The organism is Candidatus Karelsulcia muelleri (assembly GCF_022985615.1).
Classification (GTDB): domain Bacteria; phylum Bacteroidota; class Bacteroidia; order Flavobacteriales; family Blattabacteriaceae; genus Karelsulcia; species Karelsulcia muelleri_G.
The window spans coordinates 124788-141829 of record NZ_CP094965.1; the positions used below are offsets into that span (position 1 = coordinate 124788).

A 17042-nucleotide genomic window follows, 5' to 3' on the forward strand; every position below is an offset into this window, starting at 1 on the left:
ATTTATTTTTTTTTTAGCAATGATTTAATCATTTGTTTTTTTTTAGTAACTTGTTTAATTAAAATTCTATAACTATTATAATCGTGTTGATTTTGTTTTAAATGATTAGTAATTCTTTTTATCTTTTTATTTAAGTATAATAGTTGTGCTAGATTGGAACCAGTATCTAATTTTTTCATTTATAATATTTTCTTGTATAAGAATATAAGAAATAAATAGAAAATGAAAAAAGGAATACATCCAAAAAATTATAGAATTGTAGTATTTCAAGATATAGCAAGCAAAAAGAAAATATTTTGTAAATCAACAGTAGAAACTAAAAATGTTATAAAAATTAAAAATAAAGTTTATCCTTTATATAAAATGGAAGTTTCTAGCTTCTCGCATCCAACTTATATTGGTAAACTAAAATATATTAATAAAGCCGGTAGAATAGAAAAGTTTAATTCTAGATATAGCTCCTATCTGAAAAAAAGATAATATGCTAAGGTTTGATCGAAAATTTATCGAATAAATTTCGTTCATATTTTAATTTACCAACTAGAGCAATCATAGCTGCATTATCACTTGAAAATTCAAGTTGTGGAAAAAAAGTTTTCCAGTTATTTTCTAGAGATTTTTTGCTAAAAAATTTTTTTAATCCAAGATTTGATGAAATTCCTCCAGAAAAAACTATATTTTTTATTCCAGTTTTTTTAACAGTTTGATTTAATTTATCAAATAATATCTCAAAAACAGTTTCTTGAAAAGAAGCACAGATATCATTAATATTTTGGGAAATAAATTTACTATTTTTTTTAATTTTCTTTTTCAAGAAATATAAAAAATTAGTTTGTAACCCACTAAAACTAAAATTTAACTTTTTGGCTTTAGGTTTATTAAAAAAAAAGGTTTTCGAATTCCCTAATTGAGCATATTTATCTATAATTCTCCCTCCTGGATATTTAAATCCAAGTCTTTTAGCCATATTATCAAAGAGATTTCCTAAAGAAATATCGTTAGAACTACCTAAAATTTTAATTTCTAAAAAATCTTTTACTTTTATTATATTAGTATGTCCACCACTTATAGATAAAGAAATAAATGGAAAATTAGGGGGAGTAGAATGTACTCCTTTAATAAAATGAGCTAAAATATGAGCTTGAATATGATTGACAGAAATTAATGGAATTTGCCAGCACATAGCTAATGATTTTGCAAAAGCACTGCCAACTAATAAAGAACCAATTAAACCTGGGAAATTAGTAAATGCGATAGCATTAATAGCATTATTTTTAATTTTTGCCTTTAAAATAGCATTATTAACTACAGAAACTATATGCTGAAGATGCAAACTGGCAGCTAGTTCAGGGACCACACCACCAAATTTTTGATGAATTTTTTGAGTTCTTACAATATTTGATAAAACGGTGTTGTTATTTATAATTGCAGCACAAGTATCATCACAAGAAGTATCTATACCTAAAATAATTAAATTCTTTTTTTTCATGGTAAAAAGATTACTTTTGTACTTAAAGACAGTTCAGTTCTATAATGCCTACAATTCAACAATTAATAAAAAAAGGTAGAAAAAAAAGAAAAAATACAAGTAAATCTTTAGCCTTAAATCATTGTCCACAACGTAGAGGAGTATGTCTTAGAGTATATACAACTACACCAAAAAAACCGAATTCTGCTATGAGAAAAGTTGCAAGAGTACGTCTAAGCAATGGAAAAGAAGTAAACGCTTATATACCTGGTGAAGGCCATAATCTTCAAGAACATTCAATAGTTTTGATAAGGGGAGGCCGAGTAAAGGATTTACCAGGAGTACGTTATCATATAATTAGAGGAGCTTTGGACACTTTAGGAGTTAAAGATAGAAAGAAATCCCGTTCAAAATATGGAACAAAAAAGAAAAGTAAATAATGAGAAAATTAAAAAAAAAAAAAATAATATACGAACCAGATCCAAAATTTAAAGAACCATTAGTTACAAGATTTGTGAATCATTTAATGAAACATGGTAAAAAAAAATTAGCCTATAGAATATTTTATAATTTTATAGATGAATTAGAAAAGATCAATAATAATAAAAAAGGAATAAAAATTTGGAAAAAAGCTTTAAAAAATGTGACTCCACAAGTCTATATAAGAAGTAAACGGATAGGAGGGACAAAAATAAATATACCAATTATTCTACCAAAAACCTTACAATTAACTAAAGCTATGAAATTACTTATTAATAGTTCGAAAGAAAGAAAAGAAAAAGCAATGTATAAGAAATTAGCAGGAGAAACCTTAGCAGCTTACAAAAAAGAAGGAAGAGCAATAAAAAAAAAAGAGAATATGCATAAAATAGCTGAATCCAATAAAGCCTTTTCACATATAAAATTTTAAAAAACATCACATATAAAATTTTAAAAAACAAAATAAAATGGGAACAAAGTTAAAATATACAAGAAATATTGGCTTTGCTGCTCATATAGATGCTGGTAAAACCACTACGACAGAAAGAATATTATTCTATACTGGAATAAATCACAAACTTGGAGAAGTTCATGAAGGGACTGCTACTATGGATTGGATGGCACAAGAACAAGAGAGAGGAATAACAATAACTTCTGCTGCTACACGTTGTGAATGGAAAAATAATGATAAGATATATAAAATTAACATTATAGATACACCAGGTCATGTAGATTTTACGGTGGAAGTTGAAAGATCGTTAAGAATATTAGATGGCTTGGTGATTTTATTTAGTGCAGTGGATGGGGTGGAACCCCAATCAGAAAATATTTGGTTACAAGCTGACAAATATAAAGTACCCAGAATTTGTTTTATTAATAAAATGGATCGTCAAGGTGCAAGTTTTTTTGAAGTTTGTGATCAAATAGAAAAAGTACTAGATACTAATTGTTTGATCTTACAAATTCCTATAGGGAATGAAGAAAATTTTAAAGGAATTGTAGATATAATTTCTAATAAAGCCTTTATATGGAATGAAATTGACTTTGGCAGAACCTTAAAAGAAATCCCAATTCCTTCGAATTTAATAAAATTGACTGAAGAATATCGTAAAAAAATGATAGAAAGGTTAGCTGAGGGTGATAGTAAACTTTTTGATAAATACTTTGATTCAAAAAACCAAATCACTGAAGAGGAGATAATAACTACTATAAAAAAACAGACCTTAAAACTGGAAATAACTCCTGTTATTTGTGGTTCAGCTTTCAAAAATAAAGGAATACAATATATTTTGGATGCAATATGCAGATTTCTGCCCTCACCGATAGAATGTAAAAAGATATACGGTTATAGTGTGAAGGAAAAAAAAAAAAAAAAGATTATTCCAAAGATTAATAACCCTTTTTCAGCTTTAGCATTTAAAATTTCTTCTGATCCTTTTGTTGGAAAATTGACTTTTTTTAGAGTATATTCAGGAAAAATAAAATCTGGATCTTATGTTTTAAACAGTAGAACAAATAAGAAAGAAAGGATTTCAAGAATTTATCAAATGCATGCTAATAAACAAAATCCTATTAATTTAATTAAAACTGGTGATATTGGTGCAGCAGTAGGGATTAAAAATATTAAAACTGGAGATACTCTATGTGATATTAATAATCCAATTTTTTTAGAAAAGATATTTTTCCCAGATACAGTAATTGGCTTAGCTATTGAACCTAAATACAAATCAGATATAGATAAAATGAGTATGGCACTATCAAAATTAATAGTAGAAGATCCCTCATTACAAATTCGTAATGAGAAAACCACTGGACAAACAATAATTTCAGGAATGGGAGAGTTACATTTAGAGATTATTCTTGATAGAATGAAAAGAGAATTTAACGTTGAAGTTAATAAAGGAAAGCCCCAAGTAGAATATAAAGAAATATTAACTAAAAAAGTTCTTCACAGAGAAATATATAAAAAACAAACTGGTGGAAAAGGTAAATATGCTGATATTCTATTTCAGATTGAACCAATAAAAAAAGATTTCCAAGGCTTAAAATTTGTAAACAAAGTAAAAGGAGGAAATATTCCGACAGAATTTATTCCTTCAATAGAAAAGGGATTTAAAGAATCTTTAAGAAATGGGCCTTTAGCAGGATACGAAATAGAAAAAGCTAAAATTATTTTACTTGATGGATCATATCATACAGTAGATTCCGATCAACTATCTTTTGAGTTAGTTAGTAAAATAGGGTTTAAAAATGCAGCTAAAAAAGCTAATCCATATCTTTTAGAACCTTTTATGAAGTTGGAAGTTTTTACTCCTCAAAAATATATGGGTATTATTGTTGGTGATCTTAATCGTAGAAGAGGTGTAATTCAAGGAATGGAAGATAAGCGAAAAAATGTAAAAATTATTAAAGCAGTAGTTCCACTCTCTGAAATGTTTGGATATGTCACTTCTTTAAGGACTTTATCTTCGGGAAGAGCCACCTCAATAATGATGTTTTCTCATTATCAGAAAGCCCCTGAAAGGATTTGTAATAAAATAATATATAAATAAATATGTTAAATTATAAAATTAAAATAAAAGCATTTGACGGCTATATATTAAACCTATCAGTAATAAAAATTATTAATTACATTTCAAAGCAGAATATAAAAGTTATTGGACCAATTACCTTACCAACTAAAAAAAAAATATATACCATTTTAAGATCTCCTCATGTACATAAAAAATCAAGAGAACAATTTAAATTGTTCATCCATAAAAGATTTTTAGTGGTATATAATGTAAAAAAGATTTTAAAACCAATTGATCTCCCTAGTGGAGTAAAATTAGAAATAAAAAAATGTTAGGACTAATTGGAAAGAAGATAGGTATGACTAGTTATTTTAATAAATTAGGTTACTGTATACCCTGTACAGTAATAAAAGCTGGACCTTGTACAGTATTACAAAAAAAAAGTATAAAAAAAGATGGCTATTATTCTATTCAACTAGGGTTTGAAGATAAAAAAAAGAAAAAAACTAATAAACCTTTATTAGGCCATTTTAAGAAATTTAACTCCTCTCCGAAAAAAAGAATATTTGAATTTGCAGGTAATTTTTTAAATTCTCCAGGAGATATAATAAAAGTAGATTTATTTAAAGAAAATGATAAAGTAGACATAGTAGGAAAATCGAAAGGTAAAGGATTTCAAGGGGTTGTAAAGCGTCACGGTTTTTCAGGAGTGGGTGAAAAAACACATGGTCAACATAATCGTTCTCGTGCACCTGGTTCAATTGGTGCAGGTTCCAATCCATCAAGAGTGTTCAAAGGGACCCGAATGGCTGGAAGAATGGGTGGAAAAAGAAGAACGATAAAAAATTTAAAGATTTTAAAAATAGATTTTAAAAGAAATTTATTAATAGTAAAAGGTTCAGTACCCGGTCACCAAAATTCTTATTTATTAATAAAAATAAAATTGGATAAAAATGATAATAGAAATTTTAAATAAAAAGGGTTTAAAAACTGGTAGAAAAATAAAATTTAATTATAATTTTCTTTACAATAATATTAATATAAAAACTAAAAAACATCTAATTTATTTAGAAATTAAAAGATTTTTAGCTGCACAAAGACAAGGTAGTCATCAAACTAAAGGAAGGAGTCAGATTCAAGGAAGTAATAAAAAAATTCAGAAACAAAAAGGAAGTGGTAATGCTAGAAAAGGTGATAGAAAAAATCCTTTATTTGTTGGTGGGGGGAGAATTTTCGGTCCAGTTAAAAGAAAGTATAATTTAAAATTAAATAAAAAGATAAAAAAGCTGGCTATAAAAATTTTATTTTATGAAAAATTTATAAATAAAAAAATTAAAATTATTGCATCTTTTCCATTAAAAGAAATTTCAACAAAGAAAATAATAAAGCTGTTAAAAGTATTAAATATATTTAAAAAAAAAATATTATTTATTACTAATAAAAGAGAGAAAAAGCTCTATTTTTCTTCTAGAAACTTGAAAAATGTAAAAATTATAAATATAATAAATGGAATAAACAGTTATGATATAGCAAAAGCTTATTACTTGATAATTAAAGAAAATTCAATAAAATATTTAGAAAATATGTTAAATAAGAGCTAAAAAAGGTGAGTGAAAAGAGAATAAAATTCCTCTTTTATAAAGAGTATATAAATAAAAACTTAAGTAAAAAAATAAAACCAATTATAACTGAAAAAGCTATATTTACCAATATATCAAATAATTATTATACTTTTATTTTTCCTATTTATTTTAATAAAAAGGAAATTTCAAAATATCTACAGAGAGTTTATAGAATTAAGATAACCAAGTTACATACTAATATTTATTATAAAAAAAAGAGTAATAAAAGAATATTGAAAAAAACTTTTTCAGGAAAAAACATAAAATTTAAAAAGGCTTTTTTTAAAGTAAAAGATTTTTAAAATGCCAATTAAGAGAAAAAACCCCATTACGCCAAGTCAAAGGTTTCAGATATTAAATAAATTTTCTGAAATAACTAAAACAAAACCAGAGAAATCTCTGGTTTTTGGGCTTTCAAAAAAAGGAGGAAGAAATAATACTGGAAAAATTACGATGAAATATATCGGAGGAGGACATAAAAAAAAATATAGAATAATAGATTTTAAAAGAAAAAAAAGGGGAATTCCTGCTATAGTTAAATCTATAGAATATGACCCAAATAGATCTTGTTTTATTTCACTTTTACATTATATAGATGGTGAAAAAAAGTATATTTTATCTATTAAAGGACTTACAGTTGGACAAAAAATATTATCTGATGAAATTACAGAACCAAAAATAGGAAATGCAATGTTATTAAAAAATATCCCTTTAGGAAGTATTATTTGCTGTATTGAATTGTACCCTAATTGTGGTGCTGCATTAGCTCGTAGTGCTGGAACATCGGTACAATTAATTGCGAAAAAAGAAAAATATTGTACTTTGAAATTACCATCAGGTGAAACCCGAATGGTATTATCTAATTGTCTGGCAACTATTGGTTCAGTATCAAATCAAGATCATAAATTAGTAATTTCAGGAAAAGCTGGAAGAAACCGTAGGTTAGGAAGAAGACCTCGAACAAGAGGAGTAGCTATGAATCCAGTTGATCACCCAATGGGTGGTGGTGAAGGAAAAGCCTCAGGAGGCCATCCAAGAAATCGAAATGGAATTCCTTCACATGGTTTTAAAACACGTAAGAAAAACAAAAAATCCAATAAATATATTATAATAAAAAAAAAAAATAAGTAGTAATAATTATGCCACGTTCATTGAAAAAAGGGCCATTTATTAATTACAAATTGATTAAAAAAATAGTAATTAATAATAGATTAAAAACAAAGAAAATAATAAAAACTTGGTCAAGAGCTTCAACAATAACTCCAGAATTTATAGGAAATTCAATTGCAGTTCATAATGGGAAAAAATTCATGACAATTTATATTTCAGAAAATATGGTAGGACATAAATTAGGAGAATTTTCTCCTACTCGAAATTTTCGTAGTCATTCTGGAGCTAAAAAAATAAAGCCTACTCGAAATAAAAAGTAATGTTTAAAAACAAAAAATTAGATTTCTATTATAAATCTAATAATATTAATTATTCAAAAATTAAGCTGATAAAATTAATTAATATTATTAAGTCGAAAAATATTGAAGATATAATGAATTTATTGATAAATTTTAAAACAAAAGGAGCAATACTTTTAAAAGAGATAATTTTGAATGCTTATAAGAATTTTAGGAGACAATCCCCCAAAAAAAATGTATATATAAAAAACATTATAATTAACAAAAGCCGAATTTTTAAAAAAATTAGGCCAACTTCACAGGGTAGAGCTAAGAAAATAAAAAAACAATTTTTTAAAATGATTTTGATTTTTTAAAATGATTTTGATACTTTACCAGGAAAAAAAGAAAAAATGGGACAAAAGGTAAATCCGATAGCCAATCGGCTAGGAATCTCAACTTGCTGGAAATCAATATGGTATAGTGAAAAGTTTAATCAGCTGAAAGAAGATTTAGAAATACGAAAATATCTAAATATTAGATTAGCAAAATCTTATTTATCATACATATATATAGAACGAAAAAAGTATAAAATTTTTATTACAATTTACTCTTCAAGACCTGTAATAATTATTGGAAAAGGCGGTAATGAAATAGAAAAATTAAAAAAAGAAATTAATAAAATTACTAAGAAAAAAATAAATATTAATATACTAGAAGTAAAGATCCCAGAAATAGAAGCTCTCTTGATTGCAAGAAACCTTGCAAATCAAATTGAAAATCGTCTACCATATAAAAAAGCTATAAAATTCGCAATAAATTCTGCATTACGTAAAAAGGTAGAAGGGATCAAAATTAAAATTTCTGGTCGTTTAAATGGAACTGAAATGGCACGTACGGAATTTTATAAAGAAGGAAGAATTCCTTTTTCGACTTTTAGAGCTAACATAGATTATTCAACTTATGAAGCTCATACTACTTATGGGAAAATAGGGATAAAAGTATGGCTTATGAAAGGAGTAGTATATAATAAAAAAGAATTATATCTCTATCTCTTAAGACCTAAAAAGAAAAAAAAAACAAGTACTTATGCTAAAGCCAAAAATAAATAAATTTGATAAACTCCATAAAGGCCGAATAAAAGGATATGCTAAAAAAGGTACAAAACTTCACTTTGGGATATTTGGACTAAAAACTTTAGATACAGCTTGGCTTTCAGATAGACAAATAGAAGCAGCACGTATAGCAGCTACACGACATATGAAAAGACAAGGAAAATTATGGATCAATATTTTTCCTAATAAGCCTATTACAAAAAAACCTCAAGAAGTTAGAATGGGTAAAGGAAAAGGGGCTATAGACCATTGGGTGGCTGTGGTAAAACCTGGGAGAATATTAATAGAAATCGATGGAGTAAATTTGGAAATAGGAAAAGAAGCTTTAAGATTAGCTGCTAATAAATTGCCAATAAGAACAAAATTAATTTTAAAAGGATGAGGAAAAAAAAAAGAATTGGTATAATATTAAGTGATAAAATGAATAAAACAAGAGTAGTAGGTGAAGTAGTAAAAAGAAAACATAAGATTTATAAAAAGAATATTTATTATACCAGAAAATATTTTGTTCACGATGAAAAAAATAAATCCAATAAAGGGAATACAGTAGAAATAATTTTTACACGACCATTAAGTAAGAAGAAACGTTGGAATTTATTTAAAATAATAAAATGTTAATGTTAAGAATCAAATATGTTACAACAAGAATCATTTCTTAATGTTGCTGATAACACGGGTGCAAAAAAAGTTTTATTAATCCGTGTATTAGGAGGTACTAAAAAAAACTATGCTTCTCTTGGCGATACTATTATAGTAACAGTTAAAAATTCAATTGCTGGATCTACCATCAAAAAAGGACAAGTCACAAAAGCAGTAGTAGTTCGAACAAAATATAAAGTTAAACGCAAGGATGGATCATATATAAGTTTCGATGATAATGCCTGTGTTTTATTATCAAAAAGTGGCGAAATTAGAGGTACTAGAATCTTTGGGCCAGTGGCAAGAGAATTAAGAGAAAAAGAATATATGAAAATAATTTCATTAGCTGTAGAAGTATTATAATATTAAAATGAAAATTAAAACTAAAGATACTATATTAATTAATAGTGGGAATTCTAAAGGCAAGAAAGGGCAAGTTATAAAGATTATAAAAAAGAAAAAGAGAGCTTTAGTAAAACTTTTCAATCAGCAATTAATTGAAATTGATTTATCGAATATACTTTTAATATATAGACCCTCTTATAATTATAAGAGTTTTGACAAAGTCCAAAAACTTTTAATTAAAGTGAGAAAAATAAATAAAAAATTAAATTCTTTCTTTTCGATAGAAGAATTAAAGAATTTATTAAAGATTAGAGATTTAGAAAATATTAAACTTAGAAAGAATGAATTATTTACCTAGATTGAAAAAAAAATACAATGAAGAGATTAAATTAAAATTAAAAAAAAAGTTTCTATATGAAGGTATAATGCAAATTCCCAAATTAACTAAAATAGTAATAAATCAAGGTATTAACAGATCTATATATGATAAAAATACATTAAATAATGCAATTGAAAATATTTCTTTAATATCTGGACAGAAAGCAATTTTTTGCCAATCAAAACGTGATGAATCAGGATTTCAACTAAGAAAAGGAACACCTATCAGTGTAAAAGTCACACTACGCAGAAATAGAATGTATGAATTTTTAGATAGATTAATAAATATTGTTTTACCTAGAGTTCGTGATTTCAATGGAGTAAATAAAAAGAGTTTTGATGGAAAAGGAAATTATAATTTAGGAATTCGTGAACAAATTATCTTTCCAGAAATAAAAAAAGATTTTAAAAAAAATATAGGAATGAATATTACTTTTGTGACTACTGCTAAAAAAGATAAAGAAGCTAAATATTTATTATATTTATTTGGTCTTCCTTTTAAAAAATAAAATTATGTCTAAAGAATCTATAAAAGCTAGACAAAAAAAACGTAGAATTTTAGTTGAGAAATATGCTAAAAAAAGAGCTTATTATAAGAAAATAGGAGATAATATAAATTTACAAAAATTGCCTAAAAATGCTTCTCCAGTTCGTTTACATAATATTTGTAAGCTCACTGGGAGAACTAAAGGTTATATTCGCAAATTTGGGGTCTCACGATTAGAATTTAGACGATTAGCCTCTCAAGGTTTAATTCCAGGAGTAAGAAAAGCTAGTTGGTAAAAAAATAAAAGAATGATTACAGATCCAATTGCCGATTGTTTAACAAGAATTAGAAATGGGTGCCTATCTAAGAAAGATATTATTTATATACAATATTCGAAAGTTATAAAAAATATTCTTAAAATTTTCCTTGAACAAGGGTTTATAGGAAATTATAAATTAAAAACAAATAAAATAATAAAGGTATATTTAAAATATATTTATCCTAAAAAAAACTCGGTAATTAAATATATTAAAAGAATAAGTAAACCAAGTTTAAGAAAATATTCAAGTAGTAAAAATTTACCTAGAGTTCTTAATGGGTTAGGAATAGCTATTATATCAACCTCAAAAGGAATAATTACTGATAAATTAGCTAGAAAAAAAAAACTAGGTGGTGAAATAATTTGTTATGTATATTAAATAATATAAAAGCTTCATGTCTAGAATTGGAAAAAGAAATATTATTATACCCAAGAATATTTTAATTAAAATTAAAAATAAGGTAATTTCTGTAACTGGTCCTCTTGGAAAACTTTCTCTTCAAATAAGAGGGAACCTAAAAATAGAAAGGGCAGAAAATAAAATAACAATAAAAAGAAGAGAGAATAATAAATATAATAAATATAATAAATCTCTACATGGATTATACAGAATGCTAATTAATAATATGATTATTGGTGTATTATATGGTTTTAAAAAAGAATTAGAATTGAAAGGAGTAGGTTATAAAGTTGCTTTAGATAATGAAAAAAAAGTATTAGAATTTAACTTAGGCTACTCTCATAATATAGTAATGAATTTCCCCAAAGACTTAAAAGTAGAAATAAAAAATGAAATGAACAAAAATCCTCGTATTATTTTAATGTCATATGATAAACAATTATTGGGGATATTTGCGGCTAAAATAAGATCTTTAAGAAAACCTGATCCTTATAAAGGCAAAGGAATTCGTTATATTAATGAATATATTATTAAAAAAGCAGGTAAATCGACTGTTAAATAAATGAATTGCTTATATGAAAAAAAAAAGACCTAGAATTTCAGTCTTTAGAAGTAATAAGCAGATTTATGTTCAAATAATAGATGATGTTAATCATCAGACTTTACTATCATATTCTTCGAAAAAAAAATCTAATTTAAAAATTACTAAAACTAAAATGGCAAGGAAAATAGGGATGATTTTAGGAGAAAAAGCCAAAAAAAGAGGTATTTATAAGTTAGTTTTTGATAGAAATGGATATTTATATCATGGTAGAGTTAAAGCTTTGGCAGAGGGTTTAAGAAAAACTGGTTTAAAATTTTAAAATATGAAAGTACAAGGAAACAAATTAAAAGAGAAATTAGTAACTTTAAAAAGAGTATGTAAAGTCACAAAAGGAAGAAGATATTTCAGTTTTACAGCTTTAGTAGTTAAAGGAAATAAAAAGGGGTTAGTAGGTTTTGGGGTTGGCAAAGCTAAAGAACCACAAAACGCTATAAAAAAGGCTGGAGATAAAGCAGAAAAAAGATTGGTTAAAATATCATTAAAAAGGGGAACTATTCCTCATGAACAAAAAGCTAAACATGGCAGTACTTATATATTTCTTTATCCAGCTTCTGAAGGTACTGGAATAATTGCAGGTGGTGTGGTTAGAATAGTTTTAGAATTAGTAGGTGTAAAAAATATTTTCTCTAAATTGAATGGTTCATCTAATCCTAATAATTGCATTAGGGCAGTAATATTAGCTTTAACAAAAATTAGAAATGCATATACTATTTCCAAAGAAAGAGGGATATCTATTAAAAAGATTTTTGAAGTTTAAATTTATTATACCATGATTCTGAATCATTTAACTCCTCTTCAAGGCTCAAATAAGAAAGGCAAACGATTAGGAAGAGGAAAAGGTTCTGGAAAAGGAAAAACGGCTACTAGAGGTAATAAAGGGGCTAAATCTCGTTCTGGGAATTCTGTGAAATTAGGATTTGAAGGTGGACAAATGCCTTTCCATAAACGGATTCCCAAATTTGGATTTAAAAATAGAAATAAAAAAAAATATAAAATATTTAATTTAGAAACGCTAGAAGATCTAATAAATATTGGAAAAGTAAAAAGAAATTTAATAAATAATAATGTATTGATAAAAATTGGTTTATTAAAAAAAAAAGAGGTTTTTAAAATCTTAGGAAAAGGGGAATTAACTCATAAAATAAAACTTTTTGCTCATAAGTTTAGTAAAAAAGCCTCTCTAAAGATTAAAAAGCTTGGAGGAAAGCCTATAATTAAATAAATAAATGACGAAAGCAAAATATATTAAATCCAAGGTATGGATAGTCAAACAGGCTTTACCAAATGTTACCAAGTACAAAAGGATAGTAACTGGATAAAGGTAAAAATGTAAAAAAAGGGAAAATGAGAAGGAATTATATTAAAATTTTACCAGGCGATAAAGTTAAATTGCAGATTTACTATTATGATTTAACTAAAGCAAGAATAATATATAGATACTAAAAGTTATAAAGTTATAATCTAAAGTTATGAAAAAAGTTACCTCTTTAAAAAGAAGAAGTCAAAATTGCAAAATTGTTAAAAGAAAAGGAAAATTAATAATTATAAATAAAGTTAAACCGAAATATAAACAAAAACAAAGATAATATATGGCTCTGATATCTGGAATAAATATACCAGAAAATAAAAGAGGAATTATAGCTCTAACTTATATTTTTGGGATTGGAAAAAATATTTCTAAAACAATATTTGAAATTCTAAAAATGAATCCAAATACAAAAGTAAAGAATTGGTCAGATTTAGAATTAAATAATATTAGAAAATTTATAAATAAGAATATAAAAATTGAAGGGGAGTTGAAAACTGAGATTAAATTAGATATTAAGAGATTACTTGATATAAAATGTTATAGAGGAATCAGACATAAAATTGGTCTTCCAGTTAGAGGTCAGAAGACTAAAAATAATTGTAGGACCAGAAAAGGGAAAAGAAAAACAATAGCTAATAAAAAAAAAATTATTAAAAAGTCATAATAAATGAAAAATCAAGATATATCTTGTTGCAATGTTCACATAAAGTCTACATTTAACAATATTATTATAACTTTGTCTAATTTTAAAGGTGATGTGCTGGCCTGGGCTTCAGCTGGACAAAAAGGTTTTAAAGGTGCAAAAAAAAATACCCCTTATGCTGCTTGTAAAACAGCTCAAGATATAGTAGAAAAAGGGAAAAAAATGGGTATTAAAAAAATTAATATTATTGTTAAAGGTCCAGGAGGTGGACGAGAAGCAGCAATTAGAACTTTAAGTAATCTAAATGTTATGAAAATAAAAGATATTACTCCTATTCCCCATAATGGTTGTAGACCCCCAAAAAAAAGAAGAATATAGTATATTATATATAAAATATATAAAAAAATGGCTAAATATATTGGTCCTAAAAATAAAATCTCTAGAAAATTTGGTTGTCTTATTTATGGAATTAAAAAAAAAAGTTTTGAAAAAAAAAACTATCCACCTGGTCAACATGGACCAAAAAAAAAAACAATAAATTTTAATAAATCAAATTATTATATTCAATTATTAGAAAAACAAAAGATAAAATATCTTTATGGAATTCTAGAAAAACAATTTAGAAAAATCTTTGAAAAAGCTTCAAAAAAAAAGGGGATCACTGGAGAAATACTTTTACAACTTTGTGAATCCAGGTTAGATAATGTCGTCTATAGATTAAATTTTGCTCCTACTAGACCAAGTGCCAGACAGTTAGTTACTCATCGACATATATTAGTAAATGGAAAAATTGTTAATATTCCATCTTTTACATTAAAACCTGGGGATATAATTTCGGTTAAAGAAAATTTAAAAATCTCTGCAAATTATAAATTACTAAAAAAAATTTCCAATTGGTTGATGTTAAAAAAAAGGAAAGGAATTTTTAAATATATTCCTAGGAGAGAACAAATTCCCGAAAATATTAATGAACGTTTACTAGTAGAATTGTATTCTAAATAATTTAATTTAATAATAGTATTATGATTTCACCAGCCCAGATAAAAATCTTAACAAATTCTAAAAATAGAGGGAAATTTTTAATAAAACCTTTAAGTACTGGATTTGGAATTACTCTAGGAAATTCATTAAGGAGAGTTTTAATATCATATTTAGAAGGATATGCCATATATTATATAATGATTAATGGTGTCAAACATGAATTCTCTTATATAGATGGAGTAATAGAAAATCTAACTGAAATAATTTTAAATTTAAAACAAATACGTTTTAAATTAAAAAGTAAAATTTATAAAAAAATCCCAGAACAGTTTACAATATTTTTAACAAAAAAAAAGTCTAAAATTACTGCTGGAGATTTATGTGGATCTATTACTTGTTTTGAAGTATTGAATCCAAATTTATTAATTTTGAATAAAGAGTTAGATACTAATTTAAAAATTACTCTCGGTATAAAAAAAGGAGTTGGATATATTCCAGTAGAAAAAAAAAAGAATAAAATAGGAAAAATACCAATTGATACTATTTTTAGTCCCATAATAAACGTAAGCTTAAAAGTAGAAACTTGTGAAGTGAATAATTGCTATGAATACGATAGTTTGATTATAGATATTCGTACTGATGGTTCAATTACTCCAAAAAAGGCTTTAAAAAAAGCTTCTAGTATCCTAATACAACATTTTACTTTATTTTTTAATGGTAAAAAAACAGAATTAAAGCTCCCAATAAAATATACTGATTATAAAGAAAGAATAAAATATTTATATATGCAAAAACTTTTAAATTGTTTAAAATTTGCTAAAATTAAAACTTGGGCTGACTTAGTAAAAGTTAAAAACTTAGGATTAGCTTATGATTCTGAGTCTGAGTATAATTTTGGAAATTTTGGAGGAGGAGATTATGGTCTTGATTTATCAAAATATCAAATATCAAAATATCAAATTAAAATTTCTAATAAAAAAAAAAGAATAAAAAATTTTCGTGAAAAAATGAGAAAAATAGTAAAGCTAAGAAATGTTATTAAAAGAAGAAAAATGACCAAAAAAAATGAGACACCAAAATAAAAATAATAATTTAGGACGAAATAAGTCTCATAGAAAATCCCTATTAACTAATCTGGCTATTTCCCTAATAAAACATAAAAGAATTAAAACAACTTTAGCTAAAGCAAAATCTTTAAAAAAATTCATTGAACCAATAATAACTAGAGGTAAAAAAAAAGATACTCATTCTATGCGAATAGTATTTAAAAAATTAAATGATAAAACTGCTGTTTTGGAACTTTTAAAAAATATATCAAAAAATAATTTAAAACGTAATGGAGGATATACAAGAATTATTAAACTTGGCAAGAGGTTAGGAGATTTTTCAGAAATGGCAATAATGGAGCTAGTTTAATGAAATATTTTCATATACCAGTTTTATTATCGGAAGTTCTAGAAAACCTTATTAAGGATATTAATGGTATCTATATAGATACTACTTTTGGTAGTGGTGGACATTCTTTTGGGATATTAAAGAAAATAAGTAATCAAGGTAAATTATTTGCTTTTGATCAAGATCAATTTGCAATTATTAAAAATAAAATTTGTGATAAAAGAATAAGATTTTTTAACGAGAACTTTCGAAATATACAAAAAATATTAAAAGCTTATAAAAACAACATTCTAAAGAATGTATCAGGAATAATAGCCGATTTAGGAGTTTCCTCGTATCAAATAGATACACCACAACGAGGGTTTTCAATAAGATTTAATAAAATTTTGGATATGAGAATGGATTTATCAAAACAAAAGTCGGCTTTAAATATAATAAAAAATTATTCTTTTGAAAAATTAAATAAGATTTTTAATAAATATGGGGAGTTTAAAAATCCGCAAAGAATATCTAGAAAAATTGTTTTAAACAGTAAATTTATTAACACTACTTTGGATTTAGTAAATCTATTCAAAAGAAATAATAACAGGAAATTTTTATCTAGATTATTCCAAGCTTTAAGAATAGAGGTAAATGATGAAATAAATGCGTTAAAGAAATTACTTAAACAATCAATAAATATTTTAAAACCGGGAGGTAGATTAGCTATTATTTCCTATCATTCATTAGAAGATAGGTTAGTTAAAAACTTCTTTAAAAGTGGAAATATACAGGGGATTATTAAATATGATAAGAAAGGTAAGAATTTATCTCCATTTAATAAAAAATATACTAAAAGAATTTTTCCAACAAAAGAAGAAATCACTAAAAATAATAGAGCTAGAAGTGCTATATTAAGAATTACACAAAAAAAAGTATGTTGATTTATCGCATTGTTTGTTTTTAAACAAACAATG

General features: G+C 25.4%; 32 protein-coding genes and 1 pseudogene. 31 read left to right on the forward strand and 2 right to left on the reverse strand.

All coding sequences use genetic code 11. The features are described from left to right. Positions 1–2: 2 nt before the first annotated feature. Positions 3–179, reverse strand: coding sequence for a 30S ribosomal protein S15 (locus SMPYRVIR_RS00670; protein WP_246980243.1), 177 nt, complete (start codon positions 177–179; stop codon positions 3–5). A 43-nt stretch (positions 180–222) separates the two neighbouring features. Here SMPYRVIR_RS00670 and SMPYRVIR_RS00675 point away from each other — a divergent pair, with 43 nt between their 5' ends. After that, positions 223–480, forward strand: a complete 258-nt coding sequence (locus tag SMPYRVIR_RS00675) for a type B 50S ribosomal protein L31 (RefSeq protein ID WP_246980245.1) — start codon at positions 223–225, stop codon at positions 478–480. Positions 481–484: 4 nt separating this feature from the next. On the opposite strand, the gene tsaD is transcribed toward SMPYRVIR_RS00675, so the two are convergent. Continuing rightward, entirely contained in the window at positions 485–1489 is a 1005-nt protein-coding gene (tsaD, locus tag SMPYRVIR_RS00680) for a tRNA (adenosine(37)-N6)-threonylcarbamoyltransferase complex transferase subunit TsaD (RefSeq protein WP_246980248.1), read from the reverse strand. Positions 1490–1533: 44 nt separating this feature from the next. Here tsaD and rpsL point away from each other — a divergent pair, with 44 nt between their 5' ends. The 30 genes and pseudogenes from rpsL to rsmH all read left to right on the forward strand — a co-directional run bounded on the left by rpsL (position 1534) and on the right by rsmH (position 17009). Then, positions 1534–1908, forward strand: a complete 375-nt coding sequence (gene rpsL / locus SMPYRVIR_RS00685) for a 30S ribosomal protein S12 (RefSeq protein ID WP_246980251.1) — start codon at positions 1534–1536, stop codon at positions 1906–1908. Then, positions 1908–2378 (forward strand): 30S ribosomal protein S7, encoded by a 471-nt coding sequence (gene rpsG, locus SMPYRVIR_RS00690; protein ID WP_246980253.1) that lies wholly within the window; start codon positions 1908–1910, stop codon positions 2376–2378. Before rpsL ends, rpsG begins: the two co-directional genes overlap by 1 nt. 37 nt (positions 2379–2415) lie before the next feature. Continuing rightward, positions 2416–4500: an elongation factor G gene (gene fusA, locus SMPYRVIR_RS00695; RefSeq protein WP_246980256.1), complete on the forward strand. Its 2085-nt coding sequence runs from the start codon at positions 2416–2418 to the stop codon at positions 4498–4500. 2 nt (positions 4501–4502) lie between these two features. After that, positions 4503–4796, forward strand: coding sequence for a 30S ribosomal protein S10 (gene rpsJ, locus SMPYRVIR_RS00700; RefSeq protein WP_246980259.1), 294 nt, complete (start codon positions 4503–4505; stop codon positions 4794–4796). Next, the gene (gene rplC, locus SMPYRVIR_RS00705; protein ID WP_246980261.1) at positions 4790–5437 is read left to right on the forward strand and encodes a 50S ribosomal protein L3; all 648 of its coding nucleotides are present in this window, start codon (positions 4790–4792) and stop codon (positions 5435–5437) included. Before rpsJ ends, rplC begins: the two co-directional genes overlap by 7 nt. Further along, entirely contained in the window at positions 5415–6062 is a 648-nt protein-coding gene (rplD, locus tag SMPYRVIR_RS00710; protein WP_246980263.1) for a 50S ribosomal protein L4, read from the forward strand. Before rplC ends, rplD begins: the two co-directional genes overlap by 23 nt. Before the next feature lie 5 nt (positions 6063–6067). Continuing rightward, complete coding sequence (gene rplW / locus SMPYRVIR_RS00715) at positions 6068–6385, forward strand: 50S ribosomal protein L23 (RefSeq protein WP_246980266.1); 318 nt, start codon at positions 6068–6070, stop codon at positions 6383–6385. Position 6386: 1 nt separating this feature from the next. After that, positions 6387–7214 carry a 50S ribosomal protein L2 gene (rplB, locus tag SMPYRVIR_RS00720; protein ID WP_246980268.1) on the forward strand — a complete coding sequence of 276 codons (828 nt, stop codon included), beginning with the start codon at positions 6387–6389 and terminating at the stop codon, positions 7212–7214. Between the two features lie 8 nt (positions 7215–7222). After that, positions 7223–7513 carry a 30S ribosomal protein S19 gene (gene rpsS / locus SMPYRVIR_RS00725; RefSeq protein ID WP_246980270.1) on the forward strand — a complete coding sequence of 97 codons (291 nt, stop codon included), beginning with the start codon at positions 7223–7225 and terminating at the stop codon, positions 7511–7513. Further along, on the forward strand, positions 7513–7848 hold the full coding sequence (locus SMPYRVIR_RS00730; protein ID WP_246980272.1) for an uL22 family ribosomal protein: 336 nt from the start codon (positions 7513–7515) through the stop codon (positions 7846–7848). The genes rpsS and SMPYRVIR_RS00730 overlap by 1 nt, the downstream gene beginning before the upstream one ends. Before the next feature lie 36 nt (positions 7849–7884). After that, on the forward strand, positions 7885–8583 hold the full coding sequence (gene rpsC / locus SMPYRVIR_RS00735; protein WP_246980275.1) for a 30S ribosomal protein S3: 699 nt from the start codon (positions 7885–7887) through the stop codon (positions 8581–8583). Next, positions 8561–8968 carry a 50S ribosomal protein L16 gene (rplP, locus tag SMPYRVIR_RS00740; protein ID WP_246980279.1) on the forward strand — a complete coding sequence of 136 codons (408 nt, stop codon included), beginning with the start codon at positions 8561–8563 and terminating at the stop codon, positions 8966–8968. The genes rpsC and rplP overlap by 23 nt, the downstream gene beginning before the upstream one ends. Beyond that, positions 8965–9204: a 30S ribosomal protein S17 gene (rpsQ, locus tag SMPYRVIR_RS00745; protein WP_246980282.1), complete on the forward strand. Its 240-nt coding sequence runs from the start codon at positions 8965–8967 to the stop codon at positions 9202–9204. Before rplP ends, rpsQ begins: the two co-directional genes overlap by 4 nt. Before the next feature lie 15 nt (positions 9205–9219). Next, complete coding sequence (gene rplN / locus SMPYRVIR_RS00750) at positions 9220–9588, forward strand: 50S ribosomal protein L14 (RefSeq protein WP_246980285.1); 369 nt, start codon at positions 9220–9222, stop codon at positions 9586–9588. 7 nt (positions 9589–9595) lie between these two features. Further along, positions 9596–9928 carry a KOW motif-containing protein gene (locus SMPYRVIR_RS00755; RefSeq protein ID WP_246980288.1) on the forward strand — a complete coding sequence of 111 codons (333 nt, stop codon included), beginning with the start codon at positions 9596–9598 and terminating at the stop codon, positions 9926–9928. Next, positions 9912–10457 (forward strand): 50S ribosomal protein L5, encoded by a 546-nt coding sequence (gene rplE / locus SMPYRVIR_RS00760; RefSeq protein ID WP_246980290.1) that lies wholly within the window; start codon positions 9912–9914, stop codon positions 10455–10457. Before SMPYRVIR_RS00755 ends, rplE begins: the two co-directional genes overlap by 17 nt. 4 nt (positions 10458–10461) lie before the next feature. Continuing rightward, on the forward strand, positions 10462–10731 hold the full coding sequence (rpsN, locus tag SMPYRVIR_RS00765) for a 30S ribosomal protein S14 (RefSeq protein ID WP_246980291.1): 270 nt from the start codon (positions 10462–10464) through the stop codon (positions 10729–10731). 12 nt (positions 10732–10743) lie between these two features. Beyond that, positions 10744–11133 (forward strand): 30S ribosomal protein S8, encoded by a 390-nt coding sequence (gene rpsH / locus SMPYRVIR_RS00770; protein ID WP_246980293.1) that lies wholly within the window; start codon positions 10744–10746, stop codon positions 11131–11133. Between the two features lie 16 nt (positions 11134–11149). Beyond that, positions 11150–11716 carry a 50S ribosomal protein L6 gene (gene rplF, locus SMPYRVIR_RS00775; protein ID WP_246980295.1) on the forward strand — a complete coding sequence of 189 codons (567 nt, stop codon included), beginning with the start codon at positions 11150–11152 and terminating at the stop codon, positions 11714–11716. 13 nt (positions 11717–11729) lie between these two features. Beyond that, positions 11730–12017 carry a 50S ribosomal protein L18 gene (gene rplR, locus SMPYRVIR_RS00780; RefSeq protein WP_246980297.1) on the forward strand — a complete coding sequence of 96 codons (288 nt, stop codon included), beginning with the start codon at positions 11730–11732 and terminating at the stop codon, positions 12015–12017. A gap of 3 nt (positions 12018–12020) precedes the next feature. After that, positions 12021–12515, forward strand: a complete 495-nt coding sequence (rpsE, locus tag SMPYRVIR_RS00785) for a 30S ribosomal protein S5 (protein WP_246980299.1) — start codon at positions 12021–12023, stop codon at positions 12513–12515. A gap of 12 nt (positions 12516–12527) precedes the next feature. After that, positions 12528–12980 (forward strand): 50S ribosomal protein L15, encoded by a 453-nt coding sequence (gene rplO / locus SMPYRVIR_RS00790; RefSeq protein WP_246980301.1) that lies wholly within the window; start codon positions 12528–12530, stop codon positions 12978–12980. Positions 12981–13096: 116 nt separating this feature from the next. Beyond that, positions 13097–13201 (forward strand): annotated as a pseudogene (locus SMPYRVIR_RS00795) (S1 domain-containing protein); the annotation flags it as partial. Positions 13202–13227: 26 nt separating this feature from the next. Further along, a complete protein-coding gene (rpmJ, locus tag SMPYRVIR_RS00800) occupies positions 13228–13344 on the forward strand; it encodes a 50S ribosomal protein L36 (protein ID WP_246980304.1) in 117 nt (38 codons plus the stop codon). A 3-nt stretch (positions 13345–13347) separates the two neighbouring features. Continuing rightward, positions 13348–13731 (forward strand): 30S ribosomal protein S13, encoded by a 384-nt coding sequence (gene rpsM, locus SMPYRVIR_RS00805; protein WP_246980315.1) that lies wholly within the window; start codon positions 13348–13350, stop codon positions 13729–13731. Between the two features lie 3 nt (positions 13732–13734). Further along, the gene (gene rpsK, locus SMPYRVIR_RS00810; RefSeq protein ID WP_246980317.1) at positions 13735–14088 is read left to right on the forward strand and encodes a 30S ribosomal protein S11; all 354 of its coding nucleotides are present in this window, start codon (positions 13735–13737) and stop codon (positions 14086–14088) included. A 27-nt stretch (positions 14089–14115) separates the two neighbouring features. Further along, a complete protein-coding gene (gene rpsD / locus SMPYRVIR_RS00815; RefSeq protein ID WP_246980320.1) occupies positions 14116–14712 on the forward strand; it encodes a 30S ribosomal protein S4 in 597 nt (198 codons plus the stop codon). Positions 14713–14732: 20 nt separating this feature from the next. Beyond that, complete coding sequence (gene rpoA, locus SMPYRVIR_RS00820) at positions 14733–15773, forward strand: DNA-directed RNA polymerase subunit alpha (RefSeq protein ID WP_246980323.1); 1041 nt, start codon at positions 14733–14735, stop codon at positions 15771–15773. After that, entirely contained in the window at positions 15757–16107 is a 351-nt protein-coding gene (gene rplQ / locus SMPYRVIR_RS00825; RefSeq protein WP_246980325.1) for a 50S ribosomal protein L17, read from the forward strand. The genes rpoA and rplQ overlap by 17 nt, the downstream gene beginning before the upstream one ends. Beyond that, positions 16107–17009, forward strand: coding sequence for a 16S rRNA (cytosine(1402)-N(4))-methyltransferase RsmH (gene rsmH, locus SMPYRVIR_RS00830; protein ID WP_246980336.1), 903 nt, complete (start codon positions 16107–16109; stop codon positions 17007–17009). Before rplQ ends, rsmH begins: the two co-directional genes overlap by 1 nt. The last annotated feature ends 33 nt before the right edge of the window (positions 17010–17042 follow it).